The sequence below is a fragment of the Pseudomonas sp. McL0111 genome (assembly GCF_052567255.1).
Genome location: NZ_CP199585.1, coordinates 1,966,654 through 1,983,598 on the forward strand (window position 1 = coordinate 1,966,654; position 16,945 = coordinate 1,983,598).

Sequence of the window (16,945 nt, forward strand, 5' to 3'; positions counted from 1 at the left end):
CTCCTCGGAATGTCGTGGTTCAGACCGCGATCCGGTGATCTGCAAGCCCCGGGCTACTGACGCGGTAGATACCGATCTCACCTAACAGATTAGGCCATAGCTTACTGGCCCACCCGTGGCGGTGCTGTTGATCCACGGCAAGCCGATCAATGACCTTCGCATCACGTTCGCGACAAAGTTCTTCAAAGTCTTCGAAGGTGCAGAAGTGAATGTTCGGCGTGTTGTACCAGGTGTAAGGCAGAAACTCGGAAACCGGCATCCGGCCCTTGCTCGCCAGATACCAGCGGCAGCGCCAGTGCCCGAAGTTGGGGAAGGTGATGATGCACTGACGACCGACCCGCAGCATTTCGTCGAGGATCTTGTCCGGGTAATGCACGGCTTGCAGGGCCTGAGTCATCACCACGATGTCGAAGCTGTTGCTGGCGAAGTTGCCCAGACCCTTGTCCAGATCCTGCTCGATGACGTTGATGCCTTTGGCCACGCACTCGGCGATGTTGTCGGCGTCGTTTTCCAGGCCATAACCGGTGACTTGTTTGTTGTCGCGCAGCCAGGTCAGCAGTTCGCCATCACCGCAGCCGAGGTCGAGCACGCGGCTGCCGGCGGGTATCCATTCCTGGATGATTTCCAGATCAGCTCTCATGGCTTTCTCACAACGTGATTCGGTTCATGTAATTGCCGAACGCCTGCAAATAGCGCGGGATCGGAATCAGGAAGGCGTCGTGGCCTTGCGGCGCATCGATTTCCAGGTAACAGACGTCCTTACGCGCCGCCATCAGTGCGTCCACCAGTTCCCGCGAACGGGCCGGGGAGAAGCGCCAGTCGGTGGTGAACGACATCACGCAGAACTTGGCAGTGGCGTTTTCGAAGGTCTTGGCCAGGTTATCGTCGAAGTTGGCTGCCGGATCGAAGTAATCCAGCGCCTTGGTCATCAGCAGATAAGTGTTGGCATCGAAGCGCCCGGAGAACTCTTCGCCCTGATAGCGCAGGTAGCTTTCGACCTGGAACTCGACGCTGTGGAAGTCGTAGTTGAGCTTTTCACTCTTCAGGCCACGCCCGAATTTTTCGCCCATCGAGTCATCGGACAGATAAGTGATGTGCCCGACCATGCGCGCCAGCATCAAGCCACGCTTGGGGATCACCCCGGCTTCCTGGAATGAACCGCCATGGAATTCCGGGTCGGTGAGGATCGCCTGGCGCGCCACTTCGTTGAAGGCGATGTTTTGCGCCGACAACTTGGGGGCCGAGGCGATGGCCAGGCAATGGCGGATGCGGTCGGGGTAGGTGATGCTCCATTGCATCGCCTGCATGCCGCCGAGACTGCCGCCGATCACGGCCGCCCATTGGCGGATGCCGATCAGGTCGGCCAGACGCGCCTGGCTGTGCACCCAGTCTTCCACGGTGAGCACCGGGAAGTCGGCGCCGAACGGTTTGCCGGTCTCCGGGTTGATGCTGCTCGGGCCCGTTGAGCCGTTGCAGCCGCCGAGGTTGTTCAGGCTGACCACGAAGAACTTGTTGGTGTCGATCGGCTTGCCGGGGCCGATGCAGCTGTCCCACCAACCGGGTTTACGGTCGTCGGCGCTGTGATAACCGGCGGCGTGATGATGGCCGGACAAGGCGTGGCAAATCAGCACCGCGTTGCTCGCTTGCGCGTTGAGCGTGCCGTAGGTTTCGTAGATCAGGTCATAGGCTGGCAGCGAACGGCCACAGGCCAGGGCCAGCGGTTCGCTGAAGTGCGCCGTTTGCGGCGTCACCAGACCAACAGAATCGGGGGGAAAGGCAGTTGGCATCGACCCTGCTCTCGTTGAAATGAGGCGTAAGTCTAAAGACCGGTGGGGTTAGCGGCAAGCAACCATCGGGCCTGATTCATTCATTGAACGCAGCCCTTGTGGTGAGGGGATTTATCCCCGTTCGGCTGCGCAGCAGTCGTGAAACCTGCCGGCCGGGTTCGCCTGCCGCAATGCAGGGGGCGGCTGCGCCACCCAACGGGGATAAATCCCCTCGCCACAGGGGTCAGGGACGCGTTAGATCAGGCAACTCCGGCAACTTCTTCGGCGAGCAAATCTTCACCCGCTTCTGCCGGTTCAACTCACCGCTGAGCAAACTGACCTGACTCTTGGAAACCCCAAAAGCCTTGGCCAGAAACCCGATCAGATACGCATTGGCCTTGCCCTCGACCGGTGGCGCGGTCAGGCGGATCTTCAGGCGATCACCGTGCAGCCCGGCGAAGTCATCGCTGCGGGCTGCCGGTTGCAGGTGACACTCGAGGATCAAGTCGTCACCGTCCCAGCGGAACCAGCTCACATCAGCAAGCGCAGGATTTCCGGCATCATCGTCATTGCCGCCAGATTGTTGATCACCAGCATGTCGATCAGCTTCAGCGCGAGAAAAGCGAAGATCGGCGACAGATCCAGCCCGCCGAGATTCGGCAGGAATTTGCGGAACGGCGCCAGGGCCGGCTCGCAGATCTGGTTCACCAGCTCGGCGCCCGGGTTATGGCTGCCCGGAGCGACCCACGAGAGGATCACGCTGATGATCAGGGCGAAGAAGAAGATCTTCAGGAACAGCGCGGTCACGCCGATGATCGACCAGATAAACAGTTGCAGCGGGTTACCGGTGGTGCCGTAAGTCAGCAGCAGGGTCAGCGCCATCAGCGCCAGTTGCACCAGGATCGCCAGCACCAGCGACGACATGTCGAGGCCGAACACGCTCGGGATGATCCGGCGCAGTGGCTTGAGCAGCGGCTGAGTGGCCTTGACGATGAACTGGCAGAGTGGGTTGTAGAAGTTCGCTCGCACCAGTTGCAGCACGAAGCGCAGCAGCACGATCAGCAGGTACAGACTGCCGAGGGTTTGCAGCACATAAACCGCTGCGGTGTTCAATCCAATCATGTAAGGCTCCTTATTTGCCCAGTTGTTCGGCCATTTCGGCCGAGCGGTGCGCGGCGGCGCCGAGTGCTTTTTCGACCAGAGCTTCGAAGCCCCCGGCCTGGAATGATTTGATTGCAGCTTCCGTGGTGCCGGCCGGCGAAGTCACGCGGCGGCGCAGTTCGGCGGCATCGACGTCACTGGCAACGGCCATGTGCGCGGCACCGAGAGCGGTCTGCAACGTCAGTTGTTCAGCGGTTTCTTTCGGCAGGCCGAGTTTGACGCCAGCGGCGGTCATGGCTTCGATCAACAGGAAGAAGTACGCCGGACCGGAACCGGAAACCGCAGTCACCGCGTCCAGTTGCTGTTCTTCGTTGAGCCACAGGGCGATACCGACGGCGGACAGCAGCTCTTCGGCTTGCTGACGCTGTTCGGCGCTCACTTCACTGGTCGCGTACAAACCGCTGACGCCCTGACGCAACAGCGCGGGGGTGTTCGGCATGCAGCGCACGATTGGCTGTTCGCCCAGCCATGCGGTCATGCTCGCGCAAGTGATGCCAGCGGCAATCGAGACCACCAGTTGCTGCGGTTTCAGGCTTGGGCGAATGGCTTCGCAGACGGCTTTCATCGCCTGCGGCTTGACCGCCAGCACGACCACGTCAGCGCCATCGATGGCTTGAGCGTTGTCGGCGAAGGTTTCGATGCCGTGTTCGGCGCTGACCCGGGCGCGGGTTTCTTCACCCGGATCGCTGGCGCGGATGTGTGCGGCTTCCAGACCCTTGGCCCGCAGGCCGCCGATCAGGCTGGCGGCCATGTTGCCGGCACCGATAAAGGCAATACGTGTGTTGCTCATGTCAGGTCCTTATCTGGAAATGTTCAAGATTGGGAATAGTCGCGGGCGCCAAACAGGGCCGTACCGATACGAACCCAGGTGGCGCCTTGGGCAATGGCCGACTCGAGGTCGTGGCTCATGCCCATGGAAAGTGTGTCGAGCGGCAGATCGAGGCTGGCCTGCAAACGTTGCACGGCAGCGAACGCGGCATCCTGCTCGGCGCGATCTTCGGTCGGCTCGGGAATCGCCATCAACCCGCGCAGTTTCAAGCGCGGCAAGGCACTGATGGCTTGCGCCAGCGCCGGCAGATCCTGCGGGGTGCAGCCGGACTTGCTGGCTTCGCCGCTGACGTTGACCTGAATGCAGATATTCAGCGGCGGCAGGTTTTCCGGACGTTGCTCGGACAGACGTTGTGCAATTTTCAGGCGATCCACGGAGTGCACCCAGTCGAAATGCTCGGCGATGGCGCGAGTCTTGTTCGATTGAATGGGGCCGATGAAGTGCCAGATCAAGGGCAGGTCGGCCAGTTCGAGCTGTTTGCTCAGGGCCTCTTGCAGATAGTTCTCGCCAAAGTCCCGCAGGCCGGCGGCATGGGCTTCGCGCAGTGCCTCGGCGGGCTTGGTCTTGCTCACGGCCAGCAACTGGATGCTGTTTTCGTCACGCCCGGCGGCTTGGGCGGCGGCGCGGATGCGTGAACCAACCAGTTGAATGTTGTCTGCTATCGTGGACATCAAGAGGCGCCAGCGGTCTGAAGGTTCGCGGCATTCTACTGGAATTGAGGAGCGTCATGGATATCACTGAACTGCTGGCGTTCAGCGCCAAACAGGGAGCTTCCGACCTGCACCTGTCGGCCGGTCTGCCGCCGATGATCCGCGTCGATGGCGATGTGCGGCGGATAAATCTGCCGGCGCTGGATCACAAGCAAGTACATGAATTGATCTACGACATCATGAACGACACCCAGCGGGTGGACTTCGAGAAACATCTGGAAACCGACTTTTCCTTCGAAGTCCCCGGTGTCGCGCGCTTCCGGGTCAATGCCTTCAACCAGAACCGTGGCGCCGGGGCGGTATTTCGCACCATTCCGTCGAAAGTGCTGAGCATGGAAGACCTCGGCATGGGCGACGTCTTCCGCAAGATCACCGATGCGCCACGCGGGCTGGTGCTGGTGACCGGGCCGACCGGTTCCGGCAAATCGACCACGCTGGCGGCGATGATCGATTACCTCAACAGCCACCGTCATCACCACATTCTGACCATCGAAGACCCGATCGAATTCGTCCACGAATCGCGTAAATGTCTGATCAACCAGCGTGAGGTTCATCGCGACACCCGCAGCTTCGCCACGGCGCTGCGCTCGGCGTTGCGTGAAGACCCTGACGTGATTCTGGTGGGCGAGATGCGTGACCTCGAAACCATTCGCCTGGCATTGACTGCCGCCGAGACCGGGCATCTGGTGTTTGGCACGCTGCACACCACCTCAGCGGCGAAAACCATCGACCGGGTGGTGGATGTGTTTCCCGGCGACGAGAAGTCGATGGTGCGTTCGATGCTGTCGGAGTCTTTGCTGGCGGTGGTCTCGCAGTCGCTGATCAAGAAGATCGGCGGCGGACGGGTGGCGGCGCACGAGATCATGCTGGGAACGTCGGCGATCCGTAACCTGATCCGCGAGGACAAGGTGGCGCAGATGTATTCGGCGATTCAGACGGGGGGATCGTTGGGGATGCAGACACTCGACATGTGCCTGAAAGATCTGGTGACCAAGGGCTTGATCAGCCGCGAACATGCGCGGGAGAAGGCGCGTACGCCGGATAACTTCTGAAGATTGGAATGCAAACCTGTGGCGAGGGAGCTTGCTCCCGCTTGAGTGCGTAGCGCTCACAAGCTTTTGGGGTCGCTACGCAGCCCAGCGGGAGCAAGCTCCCTCGCCACAGTTGATCCTGGGGGCTAGATCAGCGCTGAACCACACGCATTTGCTTGCCGGCAGGTTCTTTCGGCAGTACGCGCTTGGCGACTACGTAATGCTGCTGCCAGTACGGTTTGTTCAGCGTATCGATGCTCACCGCTTTGCCACGACGCGGTGCGTGGATGAAGCGGTCGTTGCCCAGGTAGATGGCAACGTGGTTGACCCGACGGCTCTTGATGTTGAAAAAAATCAGGTCGCCCGGTTTCAGATCCTTGCGTTCGACTTTCTCGCCGTGGCCGCTGGCCATGGCGTTGGAGGTGCGTGGCAGGTCGAAGGTGGCGTCGTTAAACGCATATTTCACCAGACCGCTGCAATCGAAGCCTTTACTTGGGCTGCTGCCGCCCCAACGATAAGGAGTACCGAGGACGTTTACCGCGCGACTCAGGACGTTGCTGCTTTCCTTGTTCGCCATCGGTGGCACCAACTTGCTGTGACTCTTGCTGCTCAGCGTGGTGGTTTTGCTTTTGCTGCTTTTGCTCGAAGGGGCAGAAGCATGGGATTTAGGGGTGAAACCGTTAACGTTGGGAAGACGTTGCTCACGATTGGTGGCGTGGGCGGCCAGTGGCATTAATAGGCAGATGGTTAGCCATGTCTTGAAGAATGGTCGCATTAGGCGTGGCTCTTATGTGTTAGCGCGCAACTTTATAACAGCTTTTTTGTCCCTTCCGGGGCCGTTGGTCGATTCAACCCGGCGGTCAATTTCGCCCAACAAGCGGCAATTTGGCGCAATTGTCGGACACAACCCAAGCCCCACAAGGCTTTCAGCAAAGTGTAACGTTGGCGAACCACTTGTCGGCTGGACATAAAAAAGTCACAGAAATGCAGAAAAAATTTATCTATCGACGCAAATGAGGCCATTCATGAACAGCTATCAGCTTCCCCGTGTGAAGCAAAAAGACACCCACAGCAAGGTGATCGGTTACCTGTTGTGGATTTTCGGTTTTACCGGCGCTCACCGCTTCTACTACGGCAAACCGGTGACCGGGACGATCTGGTTCTTCACTTTCGGTTTGCTGGGCATTGGCTGGCTGATCGACGTGTTTCTGATCCCGGCAATGGATCGGGAAGCGGATCTGCGGTTCGCCGCAGGGCCGATCGAATACAACGTGGCGTGGATTCTGCTGACGTTTCTCGGGGTGTTCGGCGTGCACCGGATGTATCAGGGCAAGTGGATCAGCGGATTGCTGTACTTGCTGACGGGCGGGTTGTTCTTTATTGGCGTGCTGTATGACTTCTGGACGCTGAACGATCAGGTCTCGGTGCGTAATGCGCAGAATCGCGGCGCCTTCCAGTAAGCCATCGCCAGCAGGCTGGCTCCCACAAGGGATCTGTGATCTACACAAATCCCTGTGGGAGCCAGCCTGCTGGCGATTGGGGCAACTGGATATCAGGCCTGGTGGCTGATCCGGCCGTCCACCAGGGTGTAACGCACCACCCCCGGCAAGCTATGCCCGAAGAACGGGCAGTTCTCGCCCTTCGACAACCAGGTCTCGCCAGCAACAGTCGAGGCCTTCGGATCGAACAGCACGATATCCGCCGGGCCACCCACCGCCAGCTTGCCCGCCGGCAGGCGCAGCGCCTCAGCCGGGCCAGCGCCCAGACGAGCGAGCAAGGTCGGCAGATCCAGCAAGCCATCCTCGACCAGCGTCATCGCCAGTGGCAGCAGCAGCTCAACACTGCTGATGCCCGGCTCGGTCGCGCCGAACGGCGCCAGTTTGGCGTCACGCTCATGCGGCTGGTGATGGCTGGAAATCGCCGAGATCACACCGGACTTGACCGCAGCACGCAGGCCATCGCGGTCGGCGCGGGTGCGCAGCGGCGGCTGGACGTGGTACAGGCTGCTGAAGTCGATCAGCGCTTCGTCAGTCAGGATCAGCTGATACAGAGCGACATCCGCCGTGACCTTCAAGCCACGCGCCTGCGCCTGAGCGATCAACGCGACACCGCGAGCGCTGGTGAGCTGGCTGAAGTGCGCGCGCACGCCGGTCTGCTCGACCAGCAACAGATCCCGGGCCAAAGCCACGGTTTCCGCCGTTTCCGGAATCCCCGGCAGACCGAGGAAACTGGCAGTCGGGCCTTCGTGGGCCAGACCGCCGTCGGCGAGGTCGTGATCCTGCGAGTTGAAAATCACCGTCAGATCAAACGTCGCCGCGTAATCCAGCGCCCGGCACAGGGTACGGGTGTTGCGGAAGCTTTCCAGACCATTGCCGAACGCCACGCAACCGGCGTCGCGCAGTGCCACCAGTTCTGCCAGCTGTTCGCCATCCAGACCTTTACTCAGCGCACCAATCGGGAAGACTTTGGTGTTGCCGGCCTCACGGGCGCGGTCGAGGATCAGCTCGGTCACGGCGGAAGTGTCGAGCACCGGTTTGGTCTGCGGTGGGCAGCACAGGCTGGTCACGCCGCCGGCTGCGGCGGCGCGGGTTTCGCTGGCAATCGAACCTTTGCGGCTGTAACCCGGCTCGCGCAGGGCGACGTTGAGGTCGACCAGCCCCGGGGCGGCGACCAGCCCTTGGGCGTCGATGGTTTCCAGAGCGCTGAAACCGGCTGGAGCGGCGCCAAGGGCGACGATCTTGCAGGCTTCGATATGAATGTCGGTAACTTGATCCAGACCCGAAGTCGGATCAATGACGCGTGCGCCGAGAATGCTGAGCTTCACTGGGCGTTCTCCTGCTCGAATTGGCGCTGGGCTGTCTGCCCGCTCATGGCCATGGACAGCACGGCCATACGAATCGCGATGCCGTAGGTCACCTGATTGAGGATCACCGAGTGCGGGCCGTCGGCCACTGCGGACTCGATTTCCACCCCCCGGTTGATCGGCCCCGGGTGCATGACGATGCAATCCGGTTTGGCGCCGGCCAGACGTGCGGTGGTCAGGCCGAACAGGCGATAGAACTCGCCTTCGCTCGGCAGCAGGCCGCCGGTCATGCGCTCGCGTTGCAGGCGCAGCATGATCACCACGTCGACATCTTTCAGGCCTTCGGTCATGTCGGTGTAAACCTTCACGCCGTATTGCTCGATGCCGATCGGCAGCAGGGTTTTCGGCGCGATCACGCGGATGTCCGGGCAGCCGAGGGTCTTCAGCGCGAGCATGTTCGAGCGCGCCACCCGCGAGTGCAGGATGTCGCCGACGATGGCCACCGAGAGATTCTCGAAGCTGCCCTTGTGCCGACGGATGGTCAGCATGTCGAGCATGCCCTGCGTCGGGTGCGCGTGACGGCCGTCACCGCCGTTGATGATCGCCACTTGTGGGCAAACATGTTCGGCGATGAAGTGCGCGGCACCGGAATCACCGTGGCGCACGACGAACATATCGGCGGCCATGGCTTCCAGGTTGCGCAGGGTGTCGAGCAGCGTTTCGCCCTTGCTCGCCGACGAAGTCGAGACATTCAAGGTGATCACGTCCGCCGACAGCCGCTGGGCCGCCAGTTCGAAGGTGGTGCGGGTGCGGGTCGAGTTTTCGAAGAACACGTTGCACACGGTTTTGCCGCGCAGCAACGGGACCTTCTTCACAGCCCGGGCACCGACTTCGAGGAACGAGTCGGCAGTGTCGAGGATTTCCGTCAGCAACTCGCGGCGCAGGCCGTCGAGCGAGAGGAAGTGGCGCAGCTGGCCCTGATCATTGAGCTGCAGCGGGCGCTTGGTATCTAGAGGCGTCATCGCGAGGGGGACTCTCAATAGGGCGGATTAAAGGGCAAGGTCTTGCAGTTCGAGCGTCAGCGGCGACGGACCGGACAGCTTGACCCGTTCGTGGGCGGCCAGACTCAGGGTCGCGCCAACCACGTTCGGGCGGATCGGCAGTTCGCCGGCGTCCAGGTCCAGCAGGCAGACCAGCGTCACGCTGGCCGGGCGGCCGTAGTCGAACAATTCATTGAGGGCGGCGCGGATGGTGCGGCCGCTCATCAGTACGTCATCGATCAGCACCAGATGCTGGCCTTCGATCTCGAAGGGCAGGGCGGACGGGCGCACTTGCGGGTGCAGGCCGTTCTGGCTGAAGTCGTCGCGGTAGAAGGAAACATCCAGCGTGCCCAGCGGCGCATCGCTGCCCAGCTCGGCAAGCAGGGCCTGAGCCACCCAGACACCGCCCGTGCGGATGCCGATGTAACGCGGTTCGCTGATACCACGGTGGGCAAGGTGCGCCTTGAGGCGGATCGCCATCTGAGTGATCAGTTCGGCGGGATTTGGCAGGCTCATGGTTGCTCCTTCTTGGCCCGAGCTTCGTTGTCCGGATACAGCACGGATCGTTGGCGCGGGTTATCACTTAAAAGAGAAGCGCCGTAGCGCTTTTCAGGATTCAAACAATGCGGTGTTTTCGTCGAGCCAGCCTTGCAGCAGCAGGGCGGCGGCGATGGCGTCCACGGGATTGTCGCGGTAACTGCCTTTCTGTCCGCCGCGCACCAGTCGTTCGCCCTTGGCTTCGAAGGTGGTCAGGCGTTCATCGTGGGTATAGAACGGCAGGTTGAAGCGACCGTTGAGACGGCGGGCAAACTTTTCGGCGCGTTCGCACATGTCGCTGCGCGTGCCGTCCATGTTCAGCGGCAGGCCGACCACCACGGCATCGGGCTTCCATTCCTTTATCAGCGCTTCGACCTGATTCCAGTCCGGAACGCCGTTTTGCGCTTTCAACGTGCAGAGTTCGCGGGCCTGGCCGGTAATTACCTGGCCGACTGCCACGCCGATCTGCTTGGTGCCGTAGTCGAAGCCGAGAATCAGGCGCAGAGCCATCAGGCGTGCCCCGCCTGGCTGGTCAGCAAGTTGAGGTTGATCCCCAAGTGCCGGGCCGCTGCTTCAAGGCGCAGCTCGCTGCTGGTGTTGAACAGGATGTCGGCGTCGTACGGGCAGGTCAGCCAGGCGTTGTCGGCCATTTCGGCCTCCAGTTGCCCGGCTTCCCAACCGGCGTAGCCGAGGGCGATCAGGCTTTTCGCCGGGCCGACGCCGTCAGCGATGGCGAACAGCACGTCCTGCGAAGTCGACAGCGCCAGATCACCGTCCAGCTCGACGGTGGCCTGGAAGGTCTTGCCCGAAGGATGCAGGACAAAACCGCGATCAGTCTGCACCGGGCCGCCGATGAAGATCGGCACATGCTGGCACAGCACTGGCGGATCGATGTCCGGGCGCAATTGTTCGAGGATGTCGGCCAGATTCAGCTCTTGCGGTCGATTGACCACCAGCCCCATGGCGCCATTGGCCGTGTGCTCGACGATGTAGGTCAAGGTGTGGGCAAAGTTCGGGTCGGCCATGTGTGGCATGGCGATCAGGAAGTGATGCTTGAGGTAGCTGGGGCTGACGTTTTTCATGTGCGCTAGTGTGGCGTTCGGGGGGCAAACTGACAAGCTGGAGATGCTTACACCACTACAGTCCCAATGTGCGAGCGGGCCTCTGTGGTGAGGGGATTTATCCCCGTTCGGCTGCGCAGCAGTCGCAAAATCATTCGGCTCGGTGTGTCAGGGTTGGTCAGGTCGCTGGGTTTTGGGGGCGCTTCGCACCCCAACGGGGATAAATCCCCTCGCCACAAAAGCCCTGCACGGTGGCGTTCAGTTGCTGGAGAGCTTGTCGCCGCGGGCGAATTTCCAGGTGCGGATGATTTCCAGGCGGTCAATGTCCGACAGGTCCCCGGTAAAGGGGGCAAACGGTGCCGCCAGTCGGACGATGCGCTGCGCCGCCTGATCCAGCAGCGGCTGGCCGGATGATTCCAGCACCAACACTTCATACAGCGAACCGTCGCGATTGATCGACACCATCAGCCGCAAGTTGCCGTAGATCTGCTTGCGGCGGGCTTCTTCCGGGTAATTGAGGTTGCCGATGCGTTCGACCTTCTTGCGCCAGTCGTCCTTGTACCAGGCGCCCTTGTCGCGCATGGTCGAGGCCGCGCTCAAGCGGTGGATACGTGGGCGTTTGGCGTACAGCTGTTGTTCGTTGGCCAGTTCCGCTTCGAGGCTGGCGATGTCGCTGGACAGCTGCGAGCTGTCGAAGGTAGGCGCCTCGACTGCGGGTTTGGTCTCGGTCTTGGCCTCTTCCTTCTTGGTCGGGGCCTTTTGCGGTTTCGGCGCAATGGTGGTCACGGATGCCTTGGGCGCCGCTTCCTTCACTTCAGCCTTGGCGGCTGGTGGCGGCGTGACCTTCTTGACCTGATTGTCCTGGAACGGCGCGACCTCGGTGGTCTTGGGGATCGCCTTCTTGTCCAGGGTGCCGCTGCCTTCCTGGTTTTCCTGCGCGAGGAAATCCGCCTTTTTGGGCTTGGTCTCGCTCTTGAACGTGGCGAGGGTGATTTCCAGGGTTTTGCTGATTTGCTTGGGCTCGACCATCGTGAAGCCGACGCCCAGCAGCAGCGCCAAATGAATCAGCGCCGCGAGAAACAGGGTAAATCCGAGGCGATCGGCCGGGCGCACGCCACGGTGGGCGAGTTCAGCGGGCAGTTCGGACGGAAGTGTCATGACAAGAAAACCAACATCGCGTTTTTCACAGGCCGCGCATGATAACGCAATGTTGGTTTCATCTTGGTTGTTCTATCTCAACGAGCCTTGAGCTTCTGATCGATGGCATCCATCAGCATGCCGCCGATGTCGGTGCCAAAGGCGTTGTCGATTTCGCGGATGCAGGTCGGGCTGGTCACGTTGATCTCGGTCAGATGTTCGCCGATGACGTCCAGACCGACGAACAGCAGGCCTTTTTCACGCAGGGTCGGGCCGACTTGTGCGGCGATCCAGCGATCCTTGTCGGTCAGCGGACGGGCTTCGCCACGACCACCGGCGGCAAGGTTGCCACGGGTTTCGCCCTTGGCCGGAATCCGCGCAAGGCAGTAATCCACCGGTTCACCGTCGATCATCAGGATGCGCTTGTCGCCATCGACGATGGCCGGCAGGTAACCCTGAATCATGATTTGCTGATGCCCGTGCAGGGTCAGGGTTTCGAGAATCACCGACAGGTTCGGGTGGCCGGCGGTGTGGCGGAAGATCGACGAACCGCCCATGCCGTCCAGCGGCTTGAGGATCACGTCGCCGTGGTGGTCGGCGAATTCGCGCAGCACATCCGGGCGACGGCTGACGATGGTCGGCGGCGTGCACTGCGGGAACAGCGTGGCGAACAGCTTTTCGTTGCAGTCGCGCAGGCTCTGCGGCTTGTTGACCACCAGTACACCAGCGGCTTCAGCCTGTTCGAGCAGGTAAGTGGAGTAGACGAACTCCATGTCGAACGGCGGGTCCTTGCGCATCAGGATCACGTCGAGGTCGCTGAGCAGCGAATCCTGCTCGGCATCCAGTTCGAACCATTTTTCCGGGTTGGCGAAGACTTTCAGCGGGCGCATCCGCCCGCGTGCCTGGCCTTCGGCCTGATACAGGTCGCGCTGTTCCATGTAGAACAGTTCCCAGCCACGCTTTTGCGCGGCCAGCAGCATGGCCAGCGAGCTATCCTTTTTATAGGAAATGCTGGCGATAGGGTCCATGACAATCCCGACGCGAACGCTCATTGGGTTTTCCTCGAAAATTGGCTACCGGATCGGTATTGAAAAAGTGGCGTCAGAGTGGCTCCGGGCGGGTTTTCGGTCAAGGAAAAACCCGTCGATAGATTGGATAAGGAGACTGTGCTAAAAAGGCTGCCAAGTCATGCTGGCCCTTGAGCATCAAGGGTTTCGAGCTATCGATTACTCGTAAACGGACAAATTGATTCGCAAAGGCGACGGTAGAGCCCTCTTATGGAACAGCAGTCCAGCGCCTTGAAGGTCATGGTGATCGACGACTCGAAAACGATTCGCCGCACCGCCGAAACATTGTTGAAAAATGTGGGTTGCGAGGTCATTACGGCGATCGACGGTTTCGACGCTCTGGCGAAGATCGCCGACAACCATCCCGGGATCATTTTTGTCGACATCATGATGCCGCGTCTGGATGGTTATCAGACCTGCGCTTTAATCAAGAACAACAGTGCGTTCAAGGCCACGCCAGTGATCATGCTGTCGTCCCGGGACGGACTGTTCGACAAGGCCAAGGGGCGGATTGTCGGTTCTGATCAATTTTTGACCAAGCCTTTCAGCAAGGAAGAACTGCTCAGCGCGATTCAGGCCCATGTTCCGGGCTTCGCCGCCGTTGTGCCGCAGTAAGACAAGTAAAGAGACGCTCGGCCAGCGGGCCGGATGTCGACAAGAAAAATGGGGAAGACCATGGCACGTATCCTGATCGTCGATGATTCGCCGACCGAAATGTACAAACTGACCGGCATGCTCGAAAAGCACGGCCATGAAGTGTTGAAAGCCGAAAACGGCGCCGACGGCGTGGCGCTGGCCCGTCAGGAAAAACCCGACGCGGTGCTGATGGACATCGTCATGCCCGGCCTCAACGGTTTTCAGGCCACCCGTCAATTGACCAAAGACCCGGAAACCGGGCACATCCCGGTGATCATCATCACCACCAAGGATCAGGAAACCGACAAGGTCTGGGGCACACGCCAGGGCGCCAAGGATTACCTGACCAAACCGGTCGACGAAGACACCCTGATCAAGACCCTGAACAACGTACTGAAGGGTTGATCGCGCGACCATGAGCCAATCGCTGACCGCTTTCGAACTGCTGTGGCAGATCGACCAGCGCTGCCGCCTGCTGGCGGCGGATCTGCCGTCGCAGCCCGGCCGTCAGGATCGCTGGAGCGGTATCGGCTTTCGCCTCGGCGAGCACTGGTATGTCGCGCCGATGGGTGAAGTCAGCGAAGTGCTGCACGAACCGCGCTTCACTCAGTTGCCCGGGGTCAAGCCATGGGTCAAGGGTGTGGCTAATCTGCGCGGACGGTTGTTGCCGATCATGGACCTGTGCGGTTTCTTCGGCCATGAGCTGTCGCCGCTGCGCAAACAGCGGCGAGTGCTGGTGGTCGAGCATCAGGATGTGTTCGCCGGGTTGATGGTCGATGAGGTGTTCGGTTTGCAGCACTTCGAGCAGGACAGCTTCGAGCCGATCTCGATCAGCAAGCGACAGGGTTCCAAGGCCGAGTTCGTCACCGGGTATTTTCGACGTGAGCAGAACTGGCGGGTGTTCAGCCTGTTTGCGCTGGCGCGGTCGCCGGTATTCATGCATGTAGCGATATAACCGCAACAACAGAGAACCCATGTGGGAGCTAGCCTGCTAGCGATTCAGGCGCCGCAGTGCATCAGGCACACCGCGCCATCGTTCAATCGCTAGCAGGCTAGCTCCCACAGGTTCTTTCGGTGAGCTTCAAATTAGGCGAGGACCGATGATAAAAGCAAAAACAGGTAAGTCGGCGGAAGGATCGCGCAGTCGCTCGCAGATCATCGTGCTGTTCATCGCACTGATCGTGTTCATCATGTTGCTGTTCGCCAACTTCGCGTACCTCAACACCCAGGCGAACTACGACAAGCAGTACATCGGTCACGCCGGTGAACTGCGCGTGCTCTCGCAGCGCATCGCCAAGAACGCCACCGAAGCCGCCGCCGGCAAGGCTGCCGCGTTCAAGTTGCTGAGCGATGCGCGCAACGATTTCGCCCAGCGCTGGGGTTACCTGAAAAAGGGTGACCCGGTCACCGGCCTGCCTCCGGCACCGTCCACCGTGCGCCCGGAAATGCGCGCCGTGCAGCTGGATTGGGAGCGCCTGCTGAAAAACACCGACGCGATTCTTTCCAGCGAACAGACGGTGCTGTCCCTGCATCAAGTCGCTGCGACCTTGGCCGAAACCGTGCCGCAGTTGCAGATCGAATACGAAAAAGTCGTGGAGATCCTCCTGCAACGCGGTGCCCCGGCCGCGCAAGTAGCGATGGCCCAGCGTCAATCGCTGCTGGCGGAACGCATCCTCGGCGCGGTCAACACGGTGCTGGCCGGCGACGAAAACTCGCAACAGGCCGCCGACGCTTTCGGCCGTGACGCCACACGTTTTGGCCAGGTACTCAACGGTATGTTGCAAGGCGACCCGGCGCTGAAAATCAGCCAGGTCGAAGACCGCGATGCGCGTGCGCGCCTGAGCGAGATTGCCGAGCTGTTCCAGTTTGTCTCGGGCTCGGTGGATGAAATCCTCGAAACCTCGCCGGAGCTGTTCAAGGTTCGCGAGTCGGCGAGCAATATCTTCAGCCTGTCGCAGACTTTGCTCGATGAAGCATCACACCTGGCCAACGGTTTTGAAAACCTGGCGGGCGGGCGCAGCACCGACACCATCGGCGGCTACGTGCTGGGCCTGCTGGCGCTGGCCTCGATCATCCTGATCGGCATGGTCATGGTGCGCGAAACCAACCGTCAGTTGCGCGAGACCGCCGAGAAGAACGAACGCAACCAGAACGCGATCATGCGTCTGCTCGATGAAATCGAGGACCTCGCCGACGGCGACCTGACCGTGACCGCCTCGGTGACCGAAGACTTCACCGGGACCATCGCCGACTCGATCAACTACTCGGTCGATCAGCTGCGCGATCTGGTCGCGACCATCAACCTCACCGCCGGCCAGGTCGCCGCCGCCGTGCAGGAAACCCAGGCCACCGCCATGCATCTGGCCCAGGCCTCGGAGCATCAGGCGCAGCAGATTTCCGAAGCCTCGACCGCGATCAGCGACATGGCGCAATCCATCGATCAGGTCTCGGCCAACGCCGCCGAGTCGTCAGCCGTGGCCGAGCGCTCGGTGGAAATCGCCAACAAGGGCAACGAGGTGGTGCACAACACCATCCACGGCATGGACAACATCCGTGAGCAGATTCAAGACACCGCCAAACGCATCAAGCGCCTTGGCGAGTCGTCGCAGGAAATCGGCGACATCGTCAGCCTGATTGATGACATTGCCGACCAGACCAACATTCTGGCGCTCAACGCGGCGATTCAGGCCTCGATGGCCGGGGATGCCGGACGCGGTTTTGCGGTGGTCGCCGACGAAGTCCAGCGGCTGGCCGAGCGCTCGTCCGCCGCCACCCGGCAGATCGAAACTCTTGTGCGAGCGATCCAGACCGACACCAACGAAGCCGTGATTTCCATGGAACAGACCACCACCGAAGTGGTGCGCGGCGCGCGGCTGGCGCAGGATGCCGGTGTGGCCCTGGAAGAAATCGAAGGCGTGTCCAAGACCCTCGCGGCGCTGATCCAGAGTATTTCCAACGCGGCGCAGCAACAGACGTCTTCGGCCGGGCAGATTTCCCTGACGATGAACGTGATCCAGCAGATCACTTCGCAGACCTCGTCCGGCTCCACGGCCACCGCCGAGAGCATCGGCAACCTGGCGAAAATGGCCAGTCAGTTGCGGCGCTCGGTGTCCGGTTTCACCTTGCCGGCGTCCGCGCCGGTGACCGATAAAGCGTGAGGCGCTGAG

At 60.9% G+C, this 16,945-nt stretch carries 20 protein-coding genes; 6 read left to right on the top strand and 14 right to left on the bottom strand.

Going from position 1 to position 16,945, the window contains the following annotated elements:
• Positions 1 to 19: 19 nt before the first annotated feature.
• From metW to ACTWLJ_RS08930, 6 genes are all read right to left on the bottom strand, one after another.
• Positions 20 to 640, bottom strand: a complete 621-nt coding sequence (gene metW, locus ACTWLJ_RS08905; RefSeq protein ID WP_108591861.1) for a methionine biosynthesis protein MetW — start codon at positions 638 to 640, stop codon at positions 20 to 22.
• A 7-nt stretch (positions 641 to 647) separates the two neighbouring features.
• Positions 648 to 1,787 carry a homoserine O-succinyltransferase MetX gene (metX, locus tag ACTWLJ_RS08910; protein ID WP_445180583.1) on the bottom strand — a complete coding sequence of 380 codons (1,140 nt, stop codon included), beginning with the start codon at positions 1,785 to 1,787 and terminating at the stop codon, positions 648 to 650.
• Positions 1,788 to 2,010: 223 nt separating this feature from the next.
• On the bottom strand, positions 2,011 to 2,301 hold the full coding sequence (locus ACTWLJ_RS08915; protein WP_445180584.1) for a DUF167 domain-containing protein: 291 nt from the start codon (positions 2,299 to 2,301) through the stop codon (positions 2,011 to 2,013).
• Positions 2,298 to 2,888, bottom strand: a complete 591-nt coding sequence (locus ACTWLJ_RS08920) for a YggT family protein (RefSeq protein WP_401213626.1) — start codon at positions 2,886 to 2,888, stop codon at positions 2,298 to 2,300. Before ACTWLJ_RS08920 ends, ACTWLJ_RS08915 begins: the two co-directional genes overlap by 4 nt.
• Positions 2,889 to 2,898: 10 nt before the next feature.
• Positions 2,899 to 3,717: a pyrroline-5-carboxylate reductase gene (proC, locus tag ACTWLJ_RS08925; protein ID WP_445180585.1), complete on the bottom strand. Its 819-nt coding sequence runs from the start codon at positions 3,715 to 3,717 to the stop codon at positions 2,899 to 2,901.
• 23 nt (positions 3,718 to 3,740) lie between these two features.
• Positions 3,741 to 4,427, bottom strand: a complete 687-nt coding sequence (locus ACTWLJ_RS08930; protein WP_401213630.1) for a YggS family pyridoxal phosphate-dependent enzyme — start codon at positions 4,425 to 4,427, stop codon at positions 3,741 to 3,743.
• 56 nt (positions 4,428 to 4,483) lie between these two features.
• On the opposite strand from ACTWLJ_RS08930, the gene ACTWLJ_RS08935 reads away from it, so the two are divergent.
• Complete coding sequence (locus ACTWLJ_RS08935) at positions 4,484 to 5,518, top strand: type IV pilus twitching motility protein PilT (RefSeq protein WP_401213632.1); 1,035 nt, start codon at positions 4,484 to 4,486, stop codon at positions 5,516 to 5,518.
• 130 nt (positions 5,519 to 5,648) lie between these two features.
• Here the strand turns inward: ACTWLJ_RS08935 and ACTWLJ_RS08940 are convergent, their stop codons facing one another.
• Complete coding sequence (locus ACTWLJ_RS08940) at positions 5,649 to 6,272, bottom strand: C40 family peptidase (protein ID WP_401213634.1); 624 nt, start codon at positions 6,270 to 6,272, stop codon at positions 5,649 to 5,651.
• Positions 6,273 to 6,522: 250 nt separating this feature from the next.
• On the opposite strand from ACTWLJ_RS08940, the gene ACTWLJ_RS08945 reads away from it, so the two are divergent.
• The gene (locus tag ACTWLJ_RS08945; protein ID WP_401213637.1) at positions 6,523 to 6,957 is read left to right on the top strand and encodes an NINE protein; all 435 of its coding nucleotides are present in this window, start codon (positions 6,523 to 6,525) and stop codon (positions 6,955 to 6,957) included.
• Between the two features lie 92 nt (positions 6,958 to 7,049).
• Here ACTWLJ_RS08945 and ACTWLJ_RS08950 read toward each other — a convergent pair whose 3' ends face one another.
• The 7 genes from ACTWLJ_RS08950 to gshB form a co-directional block, all read right to left on the bottom strand.
• Complete coding sequence (locus tag ACTWLJ_RS08950; RefSeq protein ID WP_445180586.1) at positions 7,050 to 8,321, bottom strand: dihydroorotase; 1,272 nt, start codon at positions 8,319 to 8,321, stop codon at positions 7,050 to 7,052.
• Positions 8,318 to 9,322, bottom strand: a complete 1,005-nt coding sequence (locus ACTWLJ_RS08955; RefSeq protein WP_095164512.1) for an aspartate carbamoyltransferase catalytic subunit — start codon at positions 9,320 to 9,322, stop codon at positions 8,318 to 8,320. The genes ACTWLJ_RS08950 and ACTWLJ_RS08955 overlap by 4 nt, the downstream gene beginning before the upstream one ends.
• 27 nt (positions 9,323 to 9,349) lie before the next feature.
• Complete coding sequence (gene pyrR, locus ACTWLJ_RS08960) at positions 9,350 to 9,856, bottom strand: bifunctional pyr operon transcriptional regulator/uracil phosphoribosyltransferase PyrR (protein WP_445180587.1); 507 nt, start codon at positions 9,854 to 9,856, stop codon at positions 9,350 to 9,352.
• Positions 9,857 to 9,949: 93 nt separating this feature from the next.
• On the bottom strand, positions 9,950 to 10,387 hold the full coding sequence (gene ruvX, locus ACTWLJ_RS08965) for a Holliday junction resolvase RuvX (RefSeq protein ID WP_401213643.1): 438 nt from the start codon (positions 10,385 to 10,387) through the stop codon (positions 9,950 to 9,952).
• Positions 10,387 to 10,959 carry a YqgE/AlgH family protein gene (locus ACTWLJ_RS08970; RefSeq protein ID WP_445180588.1) on the bottom strand — a complete coding sequence of 191 codons (573 nt, stop codon included), beginning with the start codon at positions 10,957 to 10,959 and terminating at the stop codon, positions 10,387 to 10,389. The genes ruvX and ACTWLJ_RS08970 overlap by 1 nt, the downstream gene beginning before the upstream one ends.
• A 237-nt stretch (positions 10,960 to 11,196) precedes the next feature.
• Positions 11,197 to 12,096 (bottom strand): energy transducer TonB, encoded by a 900-nt coding sequence (locus tag ACTWLJ_RS08975; protein ID WP_445180589.1) that lies wholly within the window; start codon positions 12,094 to 12,096, stop codon positions 11,197 to 11,199.
• A gap of 77 nt (positions 12,097 to 12,173) precedes the next feature.
• Positions 12,174 to 13,127, bottom strand: coding sequence for a glutathione synthase (gene gshB, locus ACTWLJ_RS08980; protein ID WP_445180590.1), 954 nt, complete (start codon positions 13,125 to 13,127; stop codon positions 12,174 to 12,176).
• Positions 13,128 to 13,352: 225 nt separating this feature from the next.
• On the opposite strand from gshB, the gene pilG reads away from it, so the two are divergent.
• The 4 genes from pilG (at position 13,353) to ACTWLJ_RS09000 (ending at position 16,936) form a co-directional block, all read left to right on the top strand.
• On the top strand, positions 13,353 to 13,757 hold the full coding sequence (gene pilG / locus ACTWLJ_RS08985) for a twitching motility response regulator PilG (protein WP_445180591.1): 405 nt from the start codon (positions 13,353 to 13,355) through the stop codon (positions 13,755 to 13,757).
• Between the two features lie 60 nt (positions 13,758 to 13,817).
• Positions 13,818 to 14,183 carry a twitching motility response regulator PilH gene (gene pilH, locus ACTWLJ_RS08990; protein WP_026000666.1) on the top strand — a complete coding sequence of 122 codons (366 nt, stop codon included), beginning with the start codon at positions 13,818 to 13,820 and terminating at the stop codon, positions 14,181 to 14,183.
• A gap of 10 nt (positions 14,184 to 14,193) precedes the next feature.
• Positions 14,194 to 14,733 carry a chemotaxis protein CheW gene (locus tag ACTWLJ_RS08995; protein ID WP_401213656.1) on the top strand — a complete coding sequence of 180 codons (540 nt, stop codon included), beginning with the start codon at positions 14,194 to 14,196 and terminating at the stop codon, positions 14,731 to 14,733.
• Between the two features lie 145 nt (positions 14,734 to 14,878).
• Positions 14,879 to 16,936, top strand: coding sequence for a methyl-accepting chemotaxis protein (locus ACTWLJ_RS09000; RefSeq protein WP_445180592.1), 2,058 nt, complete (start codon positions 14,879 to 14,881; stop codon positions 16,934 to 16,936).
• Positions 16,937 to 16,945: the final 9 nt, after the last annotated feature.